General features: G+C 53.2%; 22 protein-coding genes. 6 read left to right on the top strand and 16 right to left on the bottom strand.

The window, feature by feature from the left end; genetic code table 11:
- Nucleotides 1-6: 6 nt before the first annotated feature.
- The 4 genes from MKY96_RS11045 to MKY96_RS11030 all read right to left on the bottom strand — a co-directional run bounded on the left by MKY96_RS11045 (nt 7) and on the right by MKY96_RS11030 (nt 3,334).
- Complete coding sequence (locus MKY96_RS11045) at nt 7-906, bottom strand: hypothetical protein (protein WP_340940349.1); 900 nt, start codon at nt 904-906, stop codon at nt 7-9.
- A gap of 1 nt (nt 907) precedes the next feature.
- Complete coding sequence (locus tag MKY96_RS11040) at nt 908-1,540, bottom strand: TetR/AcrR family transcriptional regulator (protein WP_340940348.1); 633 nt, start codon at nt 1,538-1,540, stop codon at nt 908-910.
- 189 nt (nt 1,541-1,729) lie between these two features.
- Nucleotides 1,730-2,752: a hypothetical protein gene (locus tag MKY96_RS11035; RefSeq protein ID WP_340940347.1), complete on the bottom strand. Its 1,023-nt coding sequence runs from the start codon at nt 2,750-2,752 to the stop codon at nt 1,730-1,732.
- 72 nt (nt 2,753-2,824) lie between these two features.
- A complete protein-coding gene (locus MKY96_RS11030) occupies nt 2,825-3,334 on the bottom strand; it encodes a GNAT family N-acetyltransferase (protein ID WP_340940346.1) in 510 nt (169 codons plus the stop codon).
- A gap of 135 nt (nt 3,335-3,469) precedes the next feature.
- Between MKY96_RS11030 and xerS the strand changes: the two genes are divergently transcribed.
- From xerS to map, 4 genes are all read left to right on the top strand, one after another.
- Complete coding sequence (xerS, locus tag MKY96_RS11025) at nt 3,470-4,564, top strand: tyrosine recombinase XerS (protein ID WP_340944526.1); 1,095 nt, start codon at nt 3,470-3,472, stop codon at nt 4,562-4,564.
- 48 nt (nt 4,565-4,612) lie between these two features.
- Nucleotides 4,613-5,479, top strand: a complete 867-nt coding sequence (locus MKY96_RS11020; RefSeq protein ID WP_340940345.1) for a pentapeptide repeat-containing protein — start codon at nt 4,613-4,615, stop codon at nt 5,477-5,479.
- A 142-nt stretch (nt 5,480-5,621) separates the two neighbouring features.
- Complete coding sequence (locus MKY96_RS11015; protein ID WP_340940344.1) at nt 5,622-6,248, top strand: TetR/AcrR family transcriptional regulator; 627 nt, start codon at nt 5,622-5,624, stop codon at nt 6,246-6,248.
- Nucleotides 6,249-6,291: 43 nt separating this feature from the next.
- Nucleotides 6,292-7,041, top strand: coding sequence for a type I methionyl aminopeptidase (gene map / locus MKY96_RS11010; RefSeq protein WP_340940343.1), 750 nt, complete (start codon nt 6,292-6,294; stop codon nt 7,039-7,041).
- Nucleotides 7,042-7,678: 637 nt separating this feature from the next.
- Here map and MKY96_RS11005 read toward each other — a convergent pair.
- The 8 genes from MKY96_RS11005 to MKY96_RS10970 form a co-directional block, all read right to left on the bottom strand.
- Nucleotides 7,679-9,025 (bottom strand): molybdopterin molybdotransferase MoeA, encoded by a 1,347-nt coding sequence (locus MKY96_RS11005; protein ID WP_340940342.1) that lies wholly within the window; start codon nt 9,023-9,025, stop codon nt 7,679-7,681.
- Between the two features lie 172 nt (nt 9,026-9,197).
- Nucleotides 9,198-9,704, bottom strand: a complete 507-nt coding sequence (locus MKY96_RS11000) for a DUF4178 domain-containing protein (protein WP_036695414.1) — start codon at nt 9,702-9,704, stop codon at nt 9,198-9,200.
- 41 nt (nt 9,705-9,745) lie between these two features.
- Nucleotides 9,746-10,156: a DUF350 domain-containing protein gene (locus tag MKY96_RS10995; protein ID WP_036726501.1), complete on the bottom strand. Its 411-nt coding sequence runs from the start codon at nt 10,154-10,156 to the stop codon at nt 9,746-9,748.
- 126 nt (nt 10,157-10,282) lie between these two features.
- On the bottom strand, nt 10,283-10,951 hold the full coding sequence (locus MKY96_RS10990) for a PspA/IM30 family protein (RefSeq protein WP_340753376.1): 669 nt from the start codon (nt 10,949-10,951) through the stop codon (nt 10,283-10,285).
- Between the two features lie 68 nt (nt 10,952-11,019).
- The gene (gene lpdD / locus MKY96_RS10985; RefSeq protein WP_340940341.1) at nt 11,020-11,370 is read right to left on the bottom strand and encodes a prenylated flavin chaperone LpdD; all 351 of its coding nucleotides are present in this window, start codon (nt 11,368-11,370) and stop codon (nt 11,020-11,022) included.
- An 87-nt stretch (nt 11,371-11,457) separates the two neighbouring features.
- A complete protein-coding gene (locus MKY96_RS10980; protein WP_340753374.1) occupies nt 11,458-12,390 on the bottom strand; it encodes a dihydroorotate dehydrogenase in 933 nt (310 codons plus the stop codon).
- Nucleotides 12,383-13,087 carry a dihydroorotate dehydrogenase electron transfer subunit gene (locus tag MKY96_RS10975; RefSeq protein WP_340940340.1) on the bottom strand — a complete coding sequence of 235 codons (705 nt, stop codon included), beginning with the start codon at nt 13,085-13,087 and terminating at the stop codon, nt 12,383-12,385. The genes MKY96_RS10980 and MKY96_RS10975 overlap by 8 nt, the downstream gene beginning before the upstream one ends.
- An 86-nt stretch (nt 13,088-13,173) precedes the next feature.
- Complete coding sequence (locus MKY96_RS10970; protein WP_340940339.1) at nt 13,174-14,214, bottom strand: NADH:flavin oxidoreductase/NADH oxidase; 1,041 nt, start codon at nt 14,212-14,214, stop codon at nt 13,174-13,176.
- Between the two features lie 173 nt (nt 14,215-14,387).
- On the opposite strand from MKY96_RS10970, the gene MKY96_RS10965 reads away from it, so the two are divergent.
- Complete coding sequence (locus MKY96_RS10965; protein WP_340940338.1) at nt 14,388-15,284, top strand: polysaccharide deacetylase family protein; 897 nt, start codon at nt 14,388-14,390, stop codon at nt 15,282-15,284.
- A gap of 116 nt (nt 15,285-15,400) precedes the next feature.
- On the opposite strand, the gene MKY96_RS10960 is transcribed toward MKY96_RS10965, so the two are convergent.
- Nucleotides 15,401-16,069, bottom strand: a complete 669-nt coding sequence (locus MKY96_RS10960) for a 3D domain-containing protein (protein WP_340940337.1) — start codon at nt 16,067-16,069, stop codon at nt 15,401-15,403.
- 299 nt (nt 16,070-16,368) lie between these two features.
- On the opposite strand from MKY96_RS10960, the gene ppk1 reads away from it, so the two are divergent.
- On the top strand, nt 16,369-18,489 hold the full coding sequence (gene ppk1, locus MKY96_RS10955; protein ID WP_340940336.1) for a polyphosphate kinase 1: 2,121 nt from the start codon (nt 16,369-16,371) through the stop codon (nt 18,487-18,489).
- Here the strand turns inward: ppk1 and MKY96_RS10950 are convergent.
- The 3 genes from MKY96_RS10950 to MKY96_RS10940 all read right to left on the bottom strand — a co-directional run bounded on the left by MKY96_RS10950 (nt 18,437) and on the right by MKY96_RS10940 (nt 21,441).
- The gene (locus MKY96_RS10950; RefSeq protein WP_340940334.1) at nt 18,437-19,963 is read right to left on the bottom strand and encodes a Ppx/GppA phosphatase family protein; all 1,527 of its coding nucleotides are present in this window, start codon (nt 19,961-19,963) and stop codon (nt 18,437-18,439) included. The two genes, ppk1 and MKY96_RS10950, sit on opposite strands and share 53 nt — an antisense overlap.
- A gap of 109 nt (nt 19,964-20,072) precedes the next feature.
- The gene (locus tag MKY96_RS10945) at nt 20,073-20,795 is read right to left on the bottom strand and encodes an amino acid ABC transporter ATP-binding protein (protein ID WP_340940333.1); all 723 of its coding nucleotides are present in this window, start codon (nt 20,793-20,795) and stop codon (nt 20,073-20,075) included.
- Nucleotides 20,782-21,441 (bottom strand): amino acid ABC transporter permease, encoded by a 660-nt coding sequence (locus MKY96_RS10940; protein WP_340940332.1) that lies wholly within the window; start codon nt 21,439-21,441, stop codon nt 20,782-20,784. Before MKY96_RS10940 ends, MKY96_RS10945 begins: the two co-directional genes overlap by 14 nt.
- Nucleotides 21,442-21,506 lie beyond the last annotated feature (65 nt).

The raw sequence follows: 21,506 nt of genomic DNA, 5'->3' as shown, positions 1-21,506 counted from the left end.
CCGCCTCTATTCTATAGGTAATGGTCTTGCAGGGGATGCGGGTTCCTGCGCGTTGCGCAGTACAAGAATGAGACACCAGATGACTGCCAGATTGAACATTGGAAACAGGATCAACTCTACCATGGAGACATGAACTCCTGCCCTTAACATTCCAATCATCATGGAGGAGATGGAGGTCAGCAGGGTTGCAGCTTTTACCAGGACAACAGGAGCCAGAAGGTAACCGTAAGACTGTCTGCGGACGAGCAATGCCCCTGTTAGCACCATGAGCGGAAGCAATACAGCTAAATCAAGTGCCTGAATCACCAGCGTGGTGTAATGCTCAAGCAGAGCAGGCGCGGTTCCATTCCGCCAGCCGCCGGCAATCCGGCCCAGCCATAGCATGATAATCAGGAAGGCGATCAGCAGCAGGATGAAGCCAATGCTTTTACCCGGAAGCTGTGTTGTCATTAATACCCCCTCCCGCTCCACCGAGCGAAAGACCAAAATAAATGCAAATAAGCTGCCCGAGAACAGCAAGACGTAGACCAAAAACAGATCATTATACATAGCCAGAAAACAATATGAAGCATAGGTATAGGTGAAGTATCCGAGCGCTCCAGCAAGCAGCAGCCGACTCCGTATTGTTCCTCTGAGACTCAGCAGTAGGGATACAAGCAGCAAAGGAATGCCCACCACTAAAGTAACGCCATCCTGAGCGATAGCCTGGGCTGCTGCGGACAAAGAATCATTCTTGTAGATTCCGCTTCCGTACAATTCAATCTGTTCTCCCCGGATGGAGGTGAAGATGGGATGGCTCCCCTCATTCTCAGATCCTTCACCTGAAAATAGCCCGATGCCTGACGCAACAACACCGAGCATGATCACCATCCACGTTAAAAAGGTAATGGCTCGTCTATGTCTCATCTTAATCCTCCGATCCTTGTGCAATATGCACCATGGCTTCTATGTGCCGGGTAATCAGAGCCTCCTTCTGCCCCTCAGGCAGATTCCCCTCCACCATCAGCCTCATAATCAGCCCGAAGGCTGCGCTCCAGATGATTTGGGCAGTGAGTTCAAGCTCCCTTTGCTCGCAGGAGGCCATCCCGCTGAATTGACGGAGCGTCTCACAGAGACCCGCGATCCCGCTGCGTTCCAGGGCTGCTCCCTGATGCAACACCCCGGTGTGGCTAAGCACGGACGGCGAATCATTCAGCATCATACTCCGGTACTGTGAGCCTTCAACGGTTGTGACCTTAATGAACTGTCTCAGCGTGCGTCTTAAGCGCTCTTCTGGAGATTCTTCATCCGGTGAGGCCTCCGATCCGGCAATTAGTCCGCCCATTAGCTCCCGGTAGCCCCGCTGAAGAAGCTGCTCCACAATCTCCTCTTTTCCTTGAAAATAGTGATAAATAATGCCGGCCGAATACTCCATCCGTTCCGCGATTTTGCGGATCGACAGCTGCCTGATCCCCTTCTCCGCCAGCAGCTCGCCCGCCGTAGTGAGAATCAGATTACGCATCGCTTCGCGCTCCTGCTCTTGTCTCTCTGCTTTGCCCATGATCGTTAGACTCCTTCTGTCAGAGTGTTGCTGTTCCGCTGGATTGAACACTGTAATGTTTTTGAACATCGTTCAACTTAGATTATAGCCGCCGGTACTTGGAAAGGTTGTGATCATTTATACATTACGGCAAAAAAGCCTGAAACCCCGCAGGTGTCTCAAGCTTTCGAACTTCGGAAGGTGCTCTGCCTAATCAATACTAGCGATTTTCCACTCTCCCTGCTTATTCAGCAGCAAGGAGATCTCATTGTTGCTCTCCGTAATATAGCCCTCAGAGGTCATCTGCGTAAACTCCACATAGAAGGCCGCCCGTTTGGCTCCCTCGACAGGAATTCCGACTACGGTCAGTTTATGGAAACGGTAAACATTCTTATGATCCAGCAAGTACTGTAAGTTGTCATTAAGCAGCGGTGAATACATCGTGGCAGCGAACTTCTCTTTGTCTCCGGCGGCCCAGGCTGCAATACAGTCCAGTGTCTCCTGGAGCGCTTGCTTGTTGCCCGGACTGGAGCCTACATCAGGGACCTTGAAGAAGACTCCCGGCTTAATTGACGGTTGCTTCTCCATATATTCAATACTACTCAGCATGGATGTGAAGAGTGGAAGCAGCGCATCCCGTTGCTCATCTTGAATATGAATTTCGGCCTGGTAAGAATCCTTGTGGGCTGTGAAAATAAATGCCTCAACCCTCCGGTCCCCCTCCACCCTGCTCCCTTCATATTCCTTGAACTTCAGCAGTCCCGGGTCTGTACCGGGTTCGAACTTCCCGCCTTTTGTACCATTCTCAGAGCTTAGCTTAATCAACGTAATATAATTATGCTTGTCCGCAGTCCCCCATGCCGTTCTTCCGTCCTGTTCAAACCGGATCATCGTCTCCGACAAAAACACCCCGAGCGGTAAAGTCGGGTCTGCGGAGTAATCCGCTTGAACATTGACGCCATCCAGCTCGTAGCCCCTGCCACTCCCTGAATAGTCCCGTACTTCGGGAATCAGCGACACGGATTTAACAGCAGGCGCAGCTGTTGCAGTCGGAGTAGGAACCGCGGTCGCAAGAGCAGCTATTGTAGCCGTAGCGGCCGCGGGCGTTGCTGACGGCTGATCCGTACGCTCTGCACCCGAAGAACTCTGATCCGCCCCATTGCTGCAGCCTGTGCTGATTGCTATTGCAACCGCTATACAGCCCGCTGCCCATAAGCTTATTTGCTTGGACAATCTAATCACCTCAGTTACCAGACGCCGGATACGATCCAAAGTTGCGCTGAAGTCTGCCAGGAACAGGTAAATTTATTTCTTAACTCTATTAGTGTTTAATGTACTGAAGTATTGACTCGGATTGCCTTGGCGGGAGTTGAACCGCTCCTGGAAATCACCGCCGGTGTAAGCTCCGATGACCCGGTGCCAGAAGTCCCGCGCAGGGGTGTTGGCACGAATCTGAGACACCTTCCAGTTGCCGGGGAACATGTCGAACAGCCGGTGTGCCGCCCAGGTCCCTACGCCGCTGCGCCGGTAGCGCTGCATCACAAAAAACTCCGTCATATAGAACTCGCCCTCCGGGTCGCGCAGCAGACGGTCGATCAGGGCAAAGCCTGCGACATTGCCGTCTACGGTGAGCAGGTAGGCAAATTTATTTTTACCGCTGTTCCAGTAAGCCTCCAGACCGGGATAGGAGGGGAACAACCCTTCACGGTCCACCTGCAGCTCCAGGTAGCGGGTAAAGTCATACAAATAGAATTGCATCAATCTGCTGATAATCTGCTTCTGCTCTTTAGGAACCAGCTCGATTCCAAGTTCCATTAAGGTTCACCTCTGCCGTTTTCGTTTACTACCCATCATATAACTTTGTCTCATCAGGAGCAAGGTTTGCCAGAAACATGGTAAGATAGAAGGACAGCCCTCCCCCTTGGGGAAACTATAAAGAAGGTGAAGCTCATCAGTATTCAAAAAGCGACCGACCGGGCAAACCTGGATCAGCGGCTGCCGCAGATGCCCTGGTTTGTCCAGCAGTTTATCGACTATAAACGGCCGGATTTGTCCCCCTCCACGCTGCTGGAGTATATCCGGGACTATGAATCCTTTTTCGGCTGGCTGCGGGGTGAAGGTCTCTCTGTTGCGGCCAGCAATGCTGACATCACCCTGCTTGAGCTGGAGACGCTGCATATGGACAGCATTGTCGGCTACCGTCTGCACTTGACCACCCGGGCTGAGAATGCCAATTCGCGGGTGACCGTATCCCGTAAGCTGTCTGCGCTGCGCTCGCTGTTCCATTATCTGAGCCAGATTGCCGAGGATGAGAACTTCTACCCGCTGCTGAAGCGTAACATTATGGCGAAGGTTGAGATCAAACGCATTCACAAGCCGAAGGATACCGCCGCCAAGCTTAAAGGTAAAATTCTGGAGGACGAGGAGCTGCTGGAGTTCGTTGGCTACATCTATGAAGGATATGGCACAGCTGTGGAAGCCAATAAGCAGGCTTATTATTCTTGGCAGCTTAACCGTGAACGGGATGCCTGTATTGCCAGTCTGATTCTGAATTCCGGCCTGCGCGTCTCCGAGGTGGTCAACCTGAACGTGGATGATCTGGATGTCAACAATAAGCTGCTCTATGTCTTCCGCAAGGGTCATAACGACGAGACCTTCAAGACCCCGGTCTATTTCCGGGAACAGTCGAAGGATGATCTCAGCTTGTATCTAAGCCTCCGCCAGAGCAGGTACAAGACGCCGAAACGGGAAAAAGCGCTCTTCATCGCCCTGCCCAACGGCAGCAAAGAAGGCAAACGGATGACCAAACGGGCGATCCAGGAGATGATCATCAAATACGCCAAACGGTTCGGCAAGCCTTATCTGACCGTGCATAAGCTGCGGCACTCTTTTGCCACCGATTATTACCTGCAGAATGACATCTACCGGACGAAGGAACAATTGGGCCATGCCTCTACTGAGACTACCGAGATCTATGCCCATCTCACAGATAAAACGATGTCGGAGGCGATTGAACGCCGTATGGACAATGAACCGCCGCAGTAAGCTGCATGACCGCTATGTTAATCTCATTTATTTTTTGGAGGAATACGTTTGTTAGACAATCATTCATCTACTGAATTCCCTACGAATCCCGGACTGCCGGAGCTGCAATCGGATTGCCTGAACTGCTTCGGGCTATGCTGCGCAGCGCTTCATTTCTCTGCTTCCTCAGACTTCGCCATAGACAAGCCTGCCGGACAGCCCTGTCCCAATCTGCGGGAGGACTTCCTCTGCGGCATTCATACTGAGCTAAGAGAACGCGGCTTCCGGGGATGTACAGTATACGACTGCTTCGGGGCCGGGCAGAAAATCTCTAATCTGACCTATGGCGGACGCGACTGGCGTCAGGCTCCCGAGACTGCAGGACAGATGTTCGAGGTTCTTCCCGTAATGCGCCAGCTGCATGAGCTGCTATGGTATCTGCACGAGGCACTCACGCTGCGCGGGGCCGAGACCCTGCATGATTCGCTTATCAAAATGCTGGAGCAGACGCAGACTCTCACCCTGCTCAGCCCGGACAAGCTGCTTCAGCTCGAAGTGCCCCTGCACCGCGCTGAAGTCAACGAGCTGCTGCTGCGTGCCAGCGAGCTGGCGCGCACCGCTGCCCGCAAGCAGCTCTCCCCGGCTCCGAAGCGCCAGAAGAATTATGGCCGCGGGGCCGATCTGATTGGGGCCAAGCTGCGCGGAGCCGACCTCCGCTGTCTCAGCTTACGGGGCGCGTATCTGATCGCTGCAGATCTCAGCGGCGCTGACCTGCGGTTCGCCGATCTGATTGGCGCGGACTTCCGTGACACGAATCTGCGCGGAGCCGATCTGCGGGGCAGCCTCTTCCTGACTCAGGCGCAGCTGCAAGCTGCGCAAGGCAGCCCTTCCACCAAGCTGCCGGAATCCTTAAGGCATCCGGAGCACTGGGCTTGAGGAGCATAAACCGGATGATGTTCTATCCGGTTTTTTTGTGACGTCCAGAGGGTTGGTTCAACGATTTTCCCTTGCCATTTGCCTGCCGATGTTTTATATTGACATGACAGCAGGTCTAAAATAAATGAGGTGAACGGATAAGATGACTCCCCGCACGAAGGAACAGAACGAAGATATCCGGCTGCGGCGGCTGGTGCAGATCCGCAAAGCAGCAGCGGACGTATTTTTGAATAAAGGGCCTTTATTAGAAATCCGGGATGTGGCTGCGGAGGCCGGTCTCGGTTATGGTACGGTCTATCATTATTACAGCAATAAGGGTGATTTGCTTCACGACTTGTTATGGGATGCGCTCGACCGGGCCGGGGAATGGCTGAAGTCCCCGTCTATGGCAGAGCCCGGGCTACCGCTAAAGATCCCGCTGGAGGGTTCTGCCGCCGGGGTGCGGCTATTGCAGCTATGGGCGGAGGATCACGCTATCTATCTGCTGTGTAAGCAGGCTGGTGAGGGATTCCCTTCCCTGCCTGAAGCCCGTTCTTCCCCGCTCACTGCCGAGTTCCGGCGGGAGGTACTGACCCCGCTGTCCATGATGCTTGGCACTGGACTTACGGAGGAATCACTTTCTCCTGGAGGGACAGTAGTCGATGCGCCGTCTGGATTACAATATACAGAGATGCTGTTAGCCGCTCTGGTTGGCTGTGCTGCTTTGTCCCTCCGGCGGGGACAGCTGAATGAAGTGGCACCGGAGATCGTCAGGGTTCTTAAACTATAAAAGATTGAAACTATTAAAGGATGAAGGAGCGGATACACACAGCATGATTATTCTTAAATCCCCCAGAGAAATTGAAGAGATGAAGCAAGCCAGCCAAATTGTGGCCGACTGCTACCGTGAGGTGTCCAAGCGGATTGTACCCGGAATCACTACGCTTGAAATTAATGATTTGGTAGCCAAGCATATCACCAAGCTAGGCGGCAAGCAGTTCACCAAAGGCTACAACGGATTCCCTGCGGAGACCTGCATATCCATTAATGATGTGGTAGCACACGGCATTCCATCCAGCAGACGGGTCGTGAAGGAAGGCGACTTGCTGAAGCTGGACATCGTTGCGCAATACGGGGGTTGGTTCGGAGATTCATGCATGAGCTACGCTGTCGGTGAGATTGGGCCGGAGGCGCAGAGATTAATGCAGGTAACGAAGGAGTGCCTCGATCTGGGGATCGCCCGGGCTGTTCCGGGAGGACGGCTGGGTGACATCACATCGGCCATACAACAGCATGCCGAAGTACATGGTTATTCGGTCGTACGCGATCTGCTGGCGCATGGCATCGGAAGAAGCCTGCATGAGGAGCCGAGCTACGTGCATATCGGCACCGCCGGCAAAGGCATCCGTCTCAAAGAAGGCATGGTATTTACGATTGAGCCGATGATTAACGAAGGCACATACCAGATCACCATCGACGATGATGAATGGACAGCGAGAACGGCGGACGGCAAGCTGTCCGCGCAGTATGAGCACACCATTGCCATCACTGCAGATGGACCGCTGATTTTAACAGCCCAGTAAACATTGTAGTAGAACGTTAACACATAGGTTAGATTTTGTTGTTTCCTTACGAACCCTAAGAACCCTCCCGTTTCTGTCTAGGGACTGTCCCCTATTAGAAAACTGAAGGGTTTTGTTTGTTACCCTTGTAACCGGGTTTTGCGGTTACGGCGTTGGATGCTGTCGCGCGATTGGGTGATTCTGTTTGTTGGCTGCTGGTTAGTGTTTTGGGGTTAGGTTTTGAACTTACTATTGTGAATTTTTCATGTATTGAATTTTTAACTAATTTTGAGTTCAAAGCAGCAGTTATTTAGGTGCTTTAGACGACGGAACGACAGCAAATGTATTTTGTACAATAGAACGCGGTAAAAACGGCTTCGAAAAAGAATCTATTGTATTCGGTACAATTGAATGTTGTACCAAGGCCCTTTTTCATCCAAAACACAACATTCCACTGTATGAAATACAATAGAATCTCATTTCACGGTCAAGTATGTGTTTTCTATTGCAGGAAATACAATCAGCTACCGGTATCCAGATAAATGACCGGGTTTTGCGGTTCTATTATGAATTTTTCATATGATGAAATTTAATAATCAATATATAGGTGGTTAGTCCTTTGACTTGTCGGTTTGCCGGCCGGTCGCTACTAGAAATACTAAGCCTTGCCGTGCTGCTCCCCTCGAATCTCACCCGGCAGCTTCAGCACAGTTACCTTGTCACCGGCAGATAATTGTCCGCTGTCCGGCGGGATGACGATCAGGCAATCGCTGTCTTTGATCGTAACTGTGACGGATGACTCGTCCACGGCGGCTGGATAAGCATAGAGAACTGCTTCGCGGATCTCTAGACGGGCGCGGACATAGCGGGTGAAGCTGTTGGCCCGCTTATAATCTTCACCCAGCACCGCTGTCCACTCCGGCAGATACGGCTGTACTGCACCCTGCATCAGCCCGATGACCGGACGGGCAAACAGCTGGAATCCTACGAAGCAGGCGCCCGGATTGCCGGATAAGGCCAGCAGGATGCTCCCGCCGCGAGCAGCAGCTGTAGTGACGCTGCCGGGACGCATGGCTATTTTATTGAACAGCATCTCTCCGCTCTGCTCACGGACCAGATCCCCCATAATATCATAATCCCCTACGGATACGCCTCCGGTAGTAATCACCAGATCATAGCTCTCCAGTGCCATCTGCACCTTACTCCGGGCCAGCTCCAGATCATCGATAATCGCACCAAGCATCACGGGCTCCCCGCCCGCTTCCCGGATTAGCGCCTCCAGCATGGGGGAGTTGCTGTTGCGGATTTTGCCCGGGACTAACGGCTCGTCCACCTCCAGCAGCTCAGTTCCGGTAGCGAAGACCGCCACCTTGGGCCTGCGGCGTACAGGAACCTCCGGCACTCCAAGTGCTGCCAGAACAGCAATTTCGCCAGCGCCGATTAGCGTCCCTTCAGGAAGCACTGGATCACCTGTACTAAGCTCCAGCCCGCAAGGGGTAATATGCTGCCCCCGCTCTTGCGGCTTGCGGATACCGACATAAGTGACTCCAGCTTCCATCCGGTTCTCCGTGGCTTCCATCATAATCACTGTATCTGCGCCGTCTGGAATCTGCGCTCCCGTCATTATGCGCGCAGCAGTGCCAGCCGTAATCTCTCTGGAGGCTACTGCGCCGCAGGGTATGACATCGACGACTTCAAGCCACACCGTGTCAGGGTCTCCTGCCGCTACAGTATCTGCCGCAATCACGGCGAAGCCGTCCATGCTGGAGCGGTCAAATGCCGGAAAGGGATGTGGTGCATGGGCAGTCTCAGCCAGATAACGCCCGCTGCTGAGATGCAGGGATACAGCTTCCGGCGCAAGCAGCGCAGCATACGGCTTCAGCCTGCTTTGAGCTTCTGCAACCTGAAGCGCTGACCGCTGAAATTTATCATTACTATAATCATTACTGTATTCGTTGTTAGAATCTTTGTTATATTCCTTGTTATGATTCTCTCGGTTAGTCACTATTGAATTCACTCCTTCTGCTTCTCCGGTAGATTGCTGCTCATTAAACCAATTACGCCCTATTCTAACATGAAGGCATGGCAAAAGGGATGCACAGGCCTGTAACAAGCGCATGCATCCCTTATTCCATTCCGATGTCAGCAGCGCAGCCGCAGCGCTGCTTCAGTTCAGCTTAAGATGCGCGGATCACTCTTACATCAGCCGAAAGGACACTTTCACCCTCATAGAGCATGAACCGTCCATTCTGCCATTCCACGCGCAGCAGCCGCGAATCATCTGACTGGTATTGCCAGACATGCTGCTCCCCGCCGTTCATATAAGGCGTCTGCCCGGTAACGGCGGCATATCCTTCATATTCTTCCTCCAGATAAAAGGTCCGGTCATCCAGCTCAAGGGTAGCCGGAACCTCGGAGGGACTGTCCAGACGCCCGTCTATCGGGTGATACAATCTGTATTGCAGCTCTTCCCGCTCTTCTATATACAGATAGGCGATCCGGCTCCCGTCGCGCAGCGTCAGTACAACTGCATTACGGCCGCTTGTCTTCGTCCGGCCCGTCACTTCATAAGTGACCAGGGAGACCTCACAGATATCTCCGGGAGACAGGGTCAGCATGCTTGCGGGCGCTTTAGGCGCCTCCGGCTTCGAGAACAGATTGCCGATTCTTTTCCAAAGACCCAAAGCCATCATCCTCCTACAGATTGGTACGCTATTCCTTCTTCTTATCCGCGAATAAAGGCCGCAATAATCAAGGCTCCCGTCACATGCAGCGAGCCTGCCATCAGCCCGTATCCGACCTTGCCAAGCTGGGTGCCGTGATCCAGTTCAAGGTTCCCCCACCGGCTCAGCAACTGCTCTACCGTCTTCTCCAGCACGAATAACAGGATAAAAGAGACAATTGAGACGATCAGGGCGGTCCCGAGCCGGTTCGCCGCAGCAATGGATGCCGATAAAATATAGCCTTGTGACAGCAGCTTCAACACCAGCCGGGTAGTCACGGCCATATTTCCTGCCTTCAGCTCTTCCATATCATTATAACGGGTAAACAGCGAATCCACGAGCATCAGCACACACAGCAGTACTGCGCCGCTGACCGTCCATACTACCATGGACACCAGGGTATCGAAATCCATTACTCCAGCCCCCGCTTGTTCATATTTCACAACTGGTAAGACAAACATAAAGCGAAGGAGAAACCGCTGGTTCTGTCTCCCCTTCGCCTGTGGACAATTGCCTAAAGTCCGGCTTATGCCAATATGTTATTGTTTCTCGTATTGCTTCATCAGCGCAGCCAGCTCATCTTCAACCGCCTGGTCTTTGCCCAGCTTCTCGAACTCATCATCGAGCGACTTGTTGCCCGAGCTCATCTCGTTGCTGGCTTCCGCCTGTGCTTCGGCCTGCAGCATCTTGTCTTCCATCCGTTTGAGTCCGGCAGAAGCAGAGTCGGAGCTGAAGCCGCTCATCGCTTTGTTAATTTCGGTCTGTGCCTTCGCAGCGTTGTAACGGGCAACGAGTGTCTCCCGCTTGTTCTTCATCTGGGTAAGCTGTTTGCGCATTTCGTCAAGCTTGCCGCGCAGGTTGTCTGCGGAAGCCTTGTTCTGGTCGAAGCTGGTCTTGTACTCTACAAGCTTGGCTTCTGCCGATTTCTTCTCTTCAAGGGCACGGCGGGCCAGATCGGCGTTACCGGCTTGAGCGGCTGCATGAGCCTGTTGATTACGCTTGTTCACGAGCGCTTCCTGCTCTTCGTACAGCTGTTTGAATTTCTTCTCAATAGCGATCTGGGCAGCTACCGCTTTCTCAGCATCCTCCAGATCCTCCGTCATGTCACGAATGTACTGGTCGGTCATTTTAACCGGATCTTCCGCTTTATCGATAATCGCATTCACATTGGACATGGTCAGATCACGCAATCTTTTAAATATAGACATCGTTCATTCCTCCAAAAGTAAAGTTAGTTGTTCAATGGTATCTTTTACGCAGGGAGACGGGGATCGTTTCAAAAATTTGTGTCAGCCTTCTGTACTAAATATTGCTCCACCTTATCATTCACAATATTTACGACCGCAAGAATGCCCTCTTTGCTCAGATCGTCATAGTGAATGCCCATCACAACCGTGACTGTCCGGTTCAATGCGGCAGCAGCCTTCAGCGCAATGGCTTCACTGATCGTATGCTCCTTATGATGGGGAACGGCAGAGGTCATCACCCGCGCGAATTCTCCGTCCATGTACGCCGTGCTTGCGGCACCGATATGGCGCACTCCCCCGGTAATCAGCAGCAGCAGATCACGGCCCACCTCGGTCTCGGACAGCACAATATCGTCAGGATGCACCAGATTCGTTGTCAAGCAGAACACCCCTCCCTTTATATTAACCATAGGCTGTAGAGATCTCTCATTCTACGGCAAAAAGATCATTGCAAACCGGCTTGCTGCCTATACAATACCACGGATCTCATCCAGTGAGGAAATATTCTCTTCCTTCATAAACTGCTGCAATTCTTCTACAAGCGTGCTGCCGGCCCGCAAATTCATGAAATTGTAGGTTCCAACCTGTATAACAGTCGCTCCCGCCATAATAAATTCAATAATATCCGTGGCCGAAGTGATGCCGCCCATGCCGATCACCGGAATAGTTACCCTGCGGGATACCTGATGCACCATACGCAGAGCTACCGGCTTAATCGCTGGTCCGGACAGTCCCGCATAGAGGTTATTGAACACACTGCGGCGGCGGCGAACATCAATCTTCATCCCGGAGATCGTGTTGATCAGAGAGACGGCGTCCGCGCCTTCTGCTTCGCACATCACAGCCATCTCTGCGATATCCTCAGCATTCGGCGACAGCTTCACGGCCAGCGGCAGACTTGTAGCCGCCCGTACCGCACGGACCACTTCCTGGGCTGCCGGAGTCTTCACACCAAAAGCAATCCCGCCCTCCTTCACGTTCGGGCAGGAGATATTCAGCTCAATCATATCCACGGCCGGCTTCCCGGCCAGAAGACGGGCATCCGCGTCCCGCTGGATCAGCTCCGCGCCCAGTACGTAATCCGCCAGCGTATTGCCGCCCAGATTCACGATACGTGCGGTATCCAGCGTCTCCCAATACGGCAGCTCCTTGGCCAGAAAGGCCTCTACTCCCGGATTCTCAAGCCCTACGCTGTTCAGCATACCGGAAGGCGTCTCATAGACGCGGATTCCTGGATTCCCGGCTTTGGCATGAAGCGTAAGTCCTTTGCCGGAGATTCCGCCCAGCAGGGACACATCGTATAACCGGCCATACTCACGGCCGAAGCCGAAGGTACCGGAAGCCATCACAATCGGGTTCTTGAAGGACACACCGGCAATCGTTGCAGTTGTATTAATCATGGAACAGTACCTCCTCAGCCAGGAAGACAGGACCGTCTGCGCAGGCTTTGCGTTGCCCGTCCTTGCAGGAGACGCTGCAGACCAGACAAGCGCCGATTCCGCAGGCCATCCGGTTCTCCAGTGACAGATAGACGTCAGGGTGCTTACCCGCAGGATCTGGAGCGCTGCCCTTGAGCTGTGCAGCCTTCAGCATCGGATGCGGGCCGCAGACGAAGATATGGTCATACGCCGAGAAATCCACGCTGTCCAGAATCAGTCCGCCTACATCAACGGTCAGCTCAGCAGCCAGAGGACGGAAGGCTTCTGTACGGAACGGCTCGCGGCTGAAGCCGAGATAGATATCACTCCCTGGAAGCTTCTGCGCACAATAATACAGCGGAGCAATTCCGATCCCCCCGCCCACTAACGCTACCTTACCTTCGACCTGCGGGAAGCCTGTGCCGAACGGTCCCTCCAGCTCCAGCGGATCGCCCGGATTCAGTCCGGCAAGGATCTCTGTTCCTTCACCTACTACGTGATACAAGAATTCAACACCGTTATCATTCACCTGATGTATGCTAAGCGGTCTGGACAGCAGCGGATAGGCTCCCCATGCCCGCAGCATGTAGAACTGACCCATCTCCCCGCTGTTCCCCCCTTCAACTGCCAGGTGGTACACTCCTTCAGCCAGCCGCTCATTACTAATCACCGTCGCCACGTTATCAAGCTCCTTCAAATTTAATCTTATTAACCATGCCTTAGAAGGAACTTAAAATCTGTGACATTATTCACAAATGATGCCCTCTATTTCTTATTCCAGATTCCGCGCAAATAAGGTACGGGCAGATCGGACGTATTAATTCCGCCCAGCGCCTCCGCAGCATGAAGTGCCCAGTACGGGTCACTGAGCATACCTCTGCCTACAGCTACCAGCTCTGCCTTCGCTTCCGTAATCACCGCCTGCGCTTCCTCATACGACTCCAGACGCCCGACTGCGATAACAGGAACCTGTAATCCGCTGCGTATGTATTCGGCAAGCCCCACCTGATAAGCAGGCCCGGCATTAGGGCCTCCATTCGAGCCTATCGGCCCTTCCCCGCCCGAGGATACATGGAACAGGTCTACCCCTGCCTCCTTGTAGCGGCGGCAGAATTCCAGCGCATATGCTTCATCATAACCGCCCTCGACGTATTCCTTGGCGGAGACCCGCATGATTAGCGGCATTTCAGCCGGCAGCACCTCACGCACCGCCTCCACCACTTGTTCCCCGAACAGGATAGGATCTTGGCCGTACTCATCATCCCTGACATTGGAGAGCGGGGAATGGAACTGGTGAATGAGGTATCCATGGGCTCCGTGCAGCTCGACGGTATCGAATCCCGCTTCAACCGCACGGCGCGCCGCTTCCCGGTAGGCGGTGATCAGCCCGGCGATCTCTTCACGGCTAAGCGCCTTGGGCATTGCATAGTTGCTGTCGAACGGAATCGCTGAAGGAGCAACCGGCGGGGCGGCATCAACAGCTTTGCGACCGGCATGACCGAGCTGAATCGCTATCTTCGCTCCATAGGCATGAACGGCCTCCGTCAACTGCTTGTACGCCGGAATCTGTCCATCGTCCCAGATCCCTGTGTCCTGATTCGAGATCCGTCCGTCCGGATGAACCCCGCTCATCTCTACAATAATGAAGCCTGTTCCGCCGACCGCACGGCTGACATAATGCACATGATGCCAATCCGTTGGAATACCGTCCTGCTTCTCAACCGCATACTGACACATTGGCGGCATAACCACGCGGTTCTTCAGGGTCAGAGCCTTCAGTTCATAAGGTGCAAACAAATCGGTCATTCTTGTCTCCATCCTTCCCGTATCTATGATCCATTTCAGTATACAACGATTTGCGGATGTGATAAATCTTTGAATGCTCCGCGGCACGTAGGGCATAAATTCACGGCTGCATGGAAATAACAACCTTATATTCTAAACTAACCGGACCCGTGGTTGGAGGAGGCATCGTTCCGATGAAACTGGTAAAATTCCGCCGCATTGTGCTGCTCATATCCGTCATTGCCCTGGCCCTGTCTGCACCGGCTGCGGAGCTTGTGTCTGTCTCTGCTGCAGCGGCAGATAGTCCTGCGCCAGTGCCGGCACAAGAGATCCTGCCATCTTCCCGGCCACAAGCTTCTATTGAAGAGGAAACGGCGGTACCGGCGGGATCAGCGGCCTCCCAATCTTCAGTAAAGCGCCATAAAAAAAGCAAAGGCCTCTCCCTCAGCCAGCTGCTGCGCAAATACCCGGAGACTCTCAAGACCCAGGGTCCCCGCCGCAAAATGATCGCTCTCACTTTCGATGATGTGCCTGATCCGCGTTTCACCCCGCAGCTCCTGGATGTGCTGCGCAAATATAAAGTCAAAGCTACATTCTTCGTGGTCGGCAGCCGTGCGGAGAAGCATCCCGCCCTGGTAGCCCGGATGATCCGCGAAGGTCATGCTATCGGCAATCACTCCTATAATCACCCCCAGTTCAGCAAGCTGAGTATGAATGCCTTCCGCATCCAGATTATCCGGACGGAGAATATTCTGCAGCTGCTGGCCGGATACAAGCCGAAGCTGATCCGCCCGCCGTATGGCGACATCAACGAGCCGCAGCTTAAATGGGCGAAGGCGCATGGCTATAAGCTGGTGAACTGGAACGTCGACTCGCTCGACTGGAGAGGGCTGTCCAAAAATCAGGTCAAGCATAACATCCTCTCCCGGGCCGGCAGAGGGGCCATCATCCTTCAGCACGGGGGCGGCGGCAGGGGCAGTAATCTTCAGGGAACATTGCAGGCCTTGCCCGAGATTATCAGCAATCTGCGCCAGCGCGGATACAGCTTCGTAACCGTTCCCCAGATGCTCCAGGTCAGCAAGAGCAAATAGCCGCTTGATAAGCAGGGTAACAAAAAAGGAAACAAAACCGGCGGAAGCTGCCTGGTTTTGTTTCCTTTTCATTAATACTTGTTATGCTTGCAGTGGTGCAACTTATCATTATCGGTTTATTCAATAATATATAAATGTACATACTGATAACCGAAATTGGCTACAAAGCTCTGGCTGCCCGGAATAAAGATATCGATCCTGTTGCCCTTGATCGCACTTCCCATATCCGTGGCTGTAGCTACGAAGGCTTGCTTCGGAAGGCCCGGATGGGTATACCCGGTTACGAGCACCTTCGTCCCCAGCGGAATCACGCTCGGGTCAACGGCGATGGTTCCGAGCTTCAGCGTATTGCCGAAATAATCGACTGCGCCCCACTTGCCATTCTCGCTGGCTGCCGAGGAATAGGCGGAAGCCTTGACCTGCAGCACTTTGGCATAATTGAATTCTTTGCCCCAGGCTTGAACAGTGTTGGTTGCCGGCTGCACACTCAAGGCTTGAACTTCTGCAGCGTCCACAGCTTCTACTGAAGCTGCTGCCACAGTCTTGGCTTGAACATCACCCGGAATGGTGAATTTCAGCCCGGGATAGATATTTAGCGCTGAAATCTGCGGGTTCGCATTCATAAGCTCTTCTACACTTATGCCATAATGATTGGATAGAGTATAATAGGTTGTAGTCTCTCCAGCGATATGTACGCTGTCGGCTTGAACGGGAGCTGCGTGAAGCAAGGTGCCGAGTCCCAGTACGGCCGCCAGGGCGGTGATGGCTCTGATCTTGAGTTTCATGAATTGCCTCCTTCAATGGTGACGAGCGGTTTGTAAACTAACAGTAATGAATATATCACAACTTTGTAACCATTGGCTATGTTTTTGTGGATATTGGAAATAATTAGCCCTAATAAAGCGTTATCAAGGATGCAAATATTACATATTCTTAATCATTATGAAGAGACTCTGCAGAATTATGCCATGTTTCCTGAATATTCGCAAAAATTTTACACAGTTTTAACATTTCTCGCTTAAGCAAATAGTAGAATGAAAGAATACGATATCTTAACTAGACATTGAAGCAACTTGGAGGGTCCATGAACGTGAATACAGATGAGAAAAAAATCAACAATATCAGTCCTGCAACAGCCTATCTTAACCGTGACCTCAGCTGGATCGAGTTCAACCGTCGGGTGCTCGGCGAGGCACAGGACCCGGAGAACCCGCTGATTGAGCGGGCCAAATTCCTGGCCATTGTGTCCAGTAACCTGGATGAGTTCATCAGTGTCCGGGTAGCGGGCATCCAGGATCAGATCCGGGCGGGATATACCAAAAAAGATTTTACCGGCTACACGCCCTCCGGCCTCTATAAACGCCTCAGCAAACGGGTGACCAAAATCGTCGCCGACCAGTACCGCACCTTTAAGGATATTTCACGCAGCCTGCACAAAGAGGGCATTGTGTTCGTTGATTATGAAGACTTGACACCGGCACAGGAGCTGTCGGTTGAGGAATACTACCGTGATATTATTTTCCCTGTGCTGACTCCGATGGCTGTGGACCAGAGCCGTCCGTTCCCGCTGGTTCACAGCCAATTCATCTATCTGGCTGTCGTGCTGACACGCAAGGACAGCCAGGAGGATGAGCCTTACTTCGCCATTCTGCAGATTCCGTCCAATCTGCCACGCTGCATTCCCTTGCCTCACCGCTCGAACAGCAAAAAAAGGCAATTCGTATTCATTGAAGATGTGATCCGCCATCATATTCAGACCTTATTCAGCGGTTATGATCCGGTAGCTGTCAACGAATTCCGCCTGACCCGCAACTCCGACCTGACGATAGATGAAGAAGGCGCGGAGGATCTGCTGGAGGAGATTGAGAAGGAGCTCCGCAAACGCCGCCGCGGCGTGCCTGCCCGTCTGGAGGTCCAGAAAGGCATCCATCCCTATGCACTGGAGCAGCTTCAGGCTGAATTCGAGCTGGAGGACTTCCTCTTCGAGATTGAGGGTCCGCTTGATCTAGGGTTCCTGCGCAGCTTCACCAGCAGTCTGAAGGGCTTCAGCTATCTGCTCAATCCGCCTGTCGAGCCGATGTATCCGGCAGAATTCGATGAGAATGAGGATTTCTTCGAGGTGCTGAGCAGCCGTGATGTGCTGGTCTATCATCCGTACGAATCCTTCGATGCGATGACGGATTTCATTATCCAGGCCTCCGAGGATGAGCAAGTGATGGCGATCAAAATGACGCTGTACCGGGTCAGCGGCAATTCTCCGCTGATCACTGCCCTTGCCAACGCGGCCGAGTCCGGCAAGCAGGTTACGGTGGTGGTGGAGCTGAAGGCCCGCTTCGATGAGGAACGCAACATCGCCTGGGCGCGTAAGCTGGAGCAGTCCGGCTGCCACGTGGTCTACGGTCTCGTCGGCCTCAAGACCCATGCCAAGGTGACGCTGATCGTCCGCCAGGAAGGCTCGGAGCTGCGCCGTTATGTTCATGTAGGAACAGGCAACTACAATGACAGCACGGCCAAGGCCTATACCGACCTTAGCCTGTTCACCGCCAATCATGAGATTGGCCTGGATGCGTCAGAGCTGTTCAATCAGATGACAGGCTACTCTGCCAATTACAACTGGAACTCCTTCATCGTAGCACCGACCAATATGAGTCTGTCGCTCCAGAAGCTGATTCTGCGTGAGGCGGAGCATGCCGCCGCAGGCCGGCCTGCCCGGATTATCGCCAAGATGAACTCCCTGTCGAACCAGGAGGTTATTGACTATCTGTATAGCGCTGCCCAGGCTGGAGTATCTATAGATCTGATCGTCCGGGGAGTCTGCTGTCTGCGTCCGGGAATTGAAGGCCTCAGTGAGCGCATTACGGTCCGCAGCATTGTGGACCGCTTCCTGGAGCATTCACGCATCTATTACTTCGAGAACGGCGGCGATCCCGAGGTCTACCTGTCCAGTGCCGACTGGATGACACGTAACCTGACCCGGCGGATCGAGCTGATGTGTCCGGTGAAGGATAGCAGTATCCGCGATCAGATTGTCAAGATTCTGGAGCTGTCGCTGATGGACAATGTCAAATCCAGCTTCCTTCAGCCCAACGGATATTATGAACGGATCGACGACAAAAAGGCCCCGCTCCGGAGCCAGTTCGCCGCTATGGATGTTACCCGCTGGAAGGGAAGCCGAGCTTTACCTTCACCGACCAAGCATTCCTGAAGGCTTTGAGTGCATTCTCAATGTCCTCCAGGCCGATAAGCACTTGTCCGCCCTGAAGCTCCAGATCCAGCGTATGATTATGCAGACGGGACTTCAGCCCGCTGACAATGCCGATCTCGGTGCTGTCCAGCGCAATGCTTAACTGCACTAATGTACCCAGCTTATGAATCCATTCCTCGTCGGAAGGCAGCAAAATGTCCTTATGCATCAGGGACAGCTTCTGCTTCCGGCTTTTTGTGCTGTAGGAAGCGATGTACGCGCTAAGAATCAGCTGGCGGTGCGTCAGTCCCCGGATGGGTGAATTCATCAGCCAATAGTGCGTGTGCCGCTTGGATTGATAATAGTTAATGTTAGAGCCTGTCCGGTGCAGCATAATCGCCACATAGACCAGCATCTCCTGCTCCTCCCGGTTCCCTTCCCGCTCAAAGGCCCCCAGCAGACTCAGCGCCAGCTTGTTGATATGGTCGAGATGCCGCTTGGAGGTTCGGATATCGAAGCGGATAATCGTATCCAGACTGTACTCCAGCGCGCTGTCACGCACCGGCTGCTCCGGCTCCAGCAGATCATGCAGCATGCCCTCACGCAGGCCTTCGCCGCTGATCAGCGCCCGGCTGGCACCAATGTAATGATAGACGGTATGGAAAATAATCAGCCCGGACACGATGATATCCGCCCGGCTTTTGGACAGCCCGTCCAGGTCCTTGCGCTTCTCAAACGAAGTAGCAGGCAGAACCTCCATGAACCGTTCGATCGTCTCGTGCTCCAGCGCGTAACCATGGGAATTAGGCAGCGAATAATCGCGGTTCCTCTGATCGAGCTTAGCCAGTGAGCGAAGCGTTCCTCCCAGCCCGTATAGCGGAAGTCCTGTGCCCGTCGATAGCCAGTCATGCTCCACCAGCCTGCCGGTTACGTATAATTGCAGCTTGCGGACCTGATCCGCATTCCAGTTGCCGCCCTGGCTGAACATCTGATTTGTGTTGACCGCACCGAACGGGAACGAGATACTCTGCTGATAACGCCGTCCGCGGAATAAGGTAACCTCGGTACTGCCCCCGCCGATATCAATCACGAAGCCATCCTGGACGTCAAAAGCATTAATCACCCCAAGGAAGCCGAAGTACGCCTCCTGATATCCGCTGACCACCTCAATCCGAATCGACGAGGCCTCTGACAGATAGCTGATGATCTCCGCTGAGTTCGCTGCATTCCGGATGGCGGCGGTGGCGCCTGCGCGGATTCTCTCTACTTCAAAATCATCACAAATCTCCTTGAACTGCTGAAGAACAGGTATGATCGTATCCATATCCTTCTTCTCCAGCCTGCCCTCCTTCGTAATCTTCTCGCTCAAACGGGCAGAGTACTTACATTCCTTGATGATTTTGTAGCCGCCTGCCTTCGTCGTGTCATAAATTACAAGCCGTATAGAGTTGGAACCAATATCAATAATGCCGATCCGGCAAAGATCATCTCTCATCTGTATGTACTCCTTTTCAAGTAGATTGATCATTTGTATACTATATCACCCATTGTGCACTCCGCCAAAATAAAATAACCCCATATGGTGGGGTTATTTAACCAGCCTTCTATAATACCTTGCTGAGAAAATCGCGTGTGCGGGCATGCTTGGGATGACCGAACACCTCTGCCGGTGTCCCCTGCTCCACAATCACTCCGCCGTCCATGAACAGGATCCGGTCCCCCACTTCACGGGCGAAGCCCATCTCGTGCGTTACAATCACCATCGTCATACCGCCCACGGCCAGCTGCTTCATAACCTCCAGCACTTCACCGACCATCTCCGGGTCCAGCGCCGAGGTCGGCTCGTCGAACAGCATGACATGCGGCTGCATGGCCAGCGCCCGGGCGATTGCGATCCGCTGCTTCTGTCCGCCGGAGAGCTGGGCCGGATAAGCATCGCGCTTGTCTTCAAGGCCTACCGTCCGCAGCAGCTCCATCGCGTACTTCTCCGCCTCGGCAGCCTGCTGCTTCTTCACCTTGAGCGGGGCGAGCATAATGTTCTGCAGCACGGATTTGTGCGGGAACAGGTTGAATTGCTGGAACACCATCCCCATTTTCTCACGGGTCACGTTGATGTCATGGCGCTTCGCGGTAATGGATTCACCCTCGAAGCTGATCTCCCCGCCTGTGGGCTGCTCCAGCAGGTTCAGGCAGCGCAGAAAGGTGCTTTTACCCGATCCGCTGGGACCGATGACAACAACGACCTCTCCCTTGTGAATATTCAGCTCAATGCCCTTCAGGATCTCCAGCTTCCCAAAGCTCTTCCGCAGGTTCTTAACCTCGATCATCCGTGTTCAGCCTCCGTTCCAATATACCCAGCAGCTTGGATAGTGTGAATGTCATGACAAAATACATGATTGCAATGATAACATAGGGCGTTAGACCCTCATACGTAATCGTTGTAATGGTTTTCGCCTGAAAGAACAGGTCTGCTACCCCGATCATAGACACGATTGAAGATTCTTTGATGATGGTAATAAATTCGTTGCCAATAGCCGGCAGCACATTCTTAATTGCCTGCGGCAGCACAATGTAGCGCAGCGTCATCCCCTGCTTCATTCCGAGTGAACGCGCCGCTTCAACCTGACCGCGGTCCACCCCCTGAATCCCCGCACGGAAAATCTCCGCCAGATAAGCAGAACTGTTGATGGTTAATGTAATCGCCCCCGACTGAATGGGTGTGAACTCAAGTCCAAGCTCCGTCAACCCGTAGTGAATCAGGAACAGCTGTACCAGCATCGGCGTCCCGCGTAAGAATTCCACCCATGCGGTGGCAATAAAGCGCAGAATTCTCCATTTGGACATCCGCAGGAGCGAAACCAGGATGCCTAGTACGAAACCGAAGAATACCCCCAGCACCGCAAGCAGCAGTGTGTACTGCAGACCGGATAAGAATAAATTGCGGTACTCATAAGCCATGTCGAATATATTCATTGCCCTCAAACCCTCCTCTTCTCAAAAAAATAGAAAACGGCGGATCACCGCCATTTTCTGCATGG

The sequence above is a fragment of the Paenibacillus sp. FSL R7-0302 genome, assembly GCF_038006885.1.
In the GTDB taxonomy this organism is placed as follows: Bacteria; Bacillota; Bacilli; order Paenibacillales; family Paenibacillaceae; genus Paenibacillus_AQ.
The sequence above is the reverse complement of the archived record's forward strand: the minus strand, read 5'-3'. Positions and strand labels throughout refer to the sequence as shown.

Bases quoted from the DNA above. Each gene is read 5' to 3' on its own strand.
- MKY96_RS11030 (WP_340940346.1), bottom strand. From the start codon at position 3,334: ATGGAACTTGGAATCGAGCTGGTTCCTAAAGAGCAGAAGCAGATTATC.
- MKY96_RS11040 (WP_340940348.1), bottom strand. From the start codon at position 1,540: ATGGGCAAAGCAGAGAGACAAGAGCAGGAGCGCGAAGCGATGCGTAAT.
- MKY96_RS11015 (WP_340940344.1), top strand. From the start codon at position 5,622: ATGACTCCCCGCACGAAGGAACAGAACGAAGATATCCGGCTGCGGCGG.
- MKY96_RS10980 (WP_340753374.1), bottom strand. From the start codon at position 12,390: ATGATTAATACAACTGCAACGATTGCCGGTGTGTCCTTCAAGAACCCG.
- MKY96_RS10970 (WP_340940339.1), bottom strand. From the start codon at position 14,214: ATGACCGATTTGTTTGCACCTTATGAACTGAAGGCTCTGACCCTGAAG.
- MKY96_RS11045 (WP_340940349.1), bottom strand. From the start codon at position 906: ATGAGACATAGACGAGCCATTACCTTTTTAACGTGGATGGTGATCATG.
- MKY96_RS10945 (WP_340940333.1), bottom strand. From the start codon at position 20,795: ATGATCGAGGTTAAGAACCTGCGGAAGAGCTTTGGGAAGCTGGAGATC.
- MKY96_RS10950 (WP_340940334.1), bottom strand. From the start codon at position 19,963: ATGAGAGATGATCTTTGCCGGATCGGCATTATTGATATTGGTTCCAAC.
- MKY96_RS10960 (WP_340940337.1), bottom strand. From the start codon at position 16,069: ATGAAACTCAAGATCAGAGCCATCACCGCCCTGGCGGCCGTACTGGGA.
- MKY96_RS10965 (WP_340940338.1), top strand. From the start codon at position 14,388: ATGAAACTGGTAAAATTCCGCCGCATTGTGCTGCTCATATCCGTCATT.
- ppk1 (WP_340940336.1), top strand. From the start codon at position 16,369: ATGAACGTGAATACAGATGAGAAAAAAATCAACAATATCAGTCCTGCA.
- MKY96_RS10940 (WP_340940332.1), bottom strand. From the start codon at position 21,441: ATGAATATATTCGACATGGCTTATGAGTACCGCAATTTATTCTTATCC.
- MKY96_RS10990 (WP_340753376.1), bottom strand. From the start codon at position 10,951: ATGTCTATATTTAAAAGATTGCGTGATCTGACCATGTCCAATGTGAAT.
- map (WP_340940343.1), top strand. From the start codon at position 6,292: ATGATTATTCTTAAATCCCCCAGAGAAATTGAAGAGATGAAGCAAGCC.
- MKY96_RS10995 (WP_036726501.1), bottom strand. From the start codon at position 10,156: ATGGATTTCGATACCCTGGTGTCCATGGTAGTATGGACGGTCAGCGGC.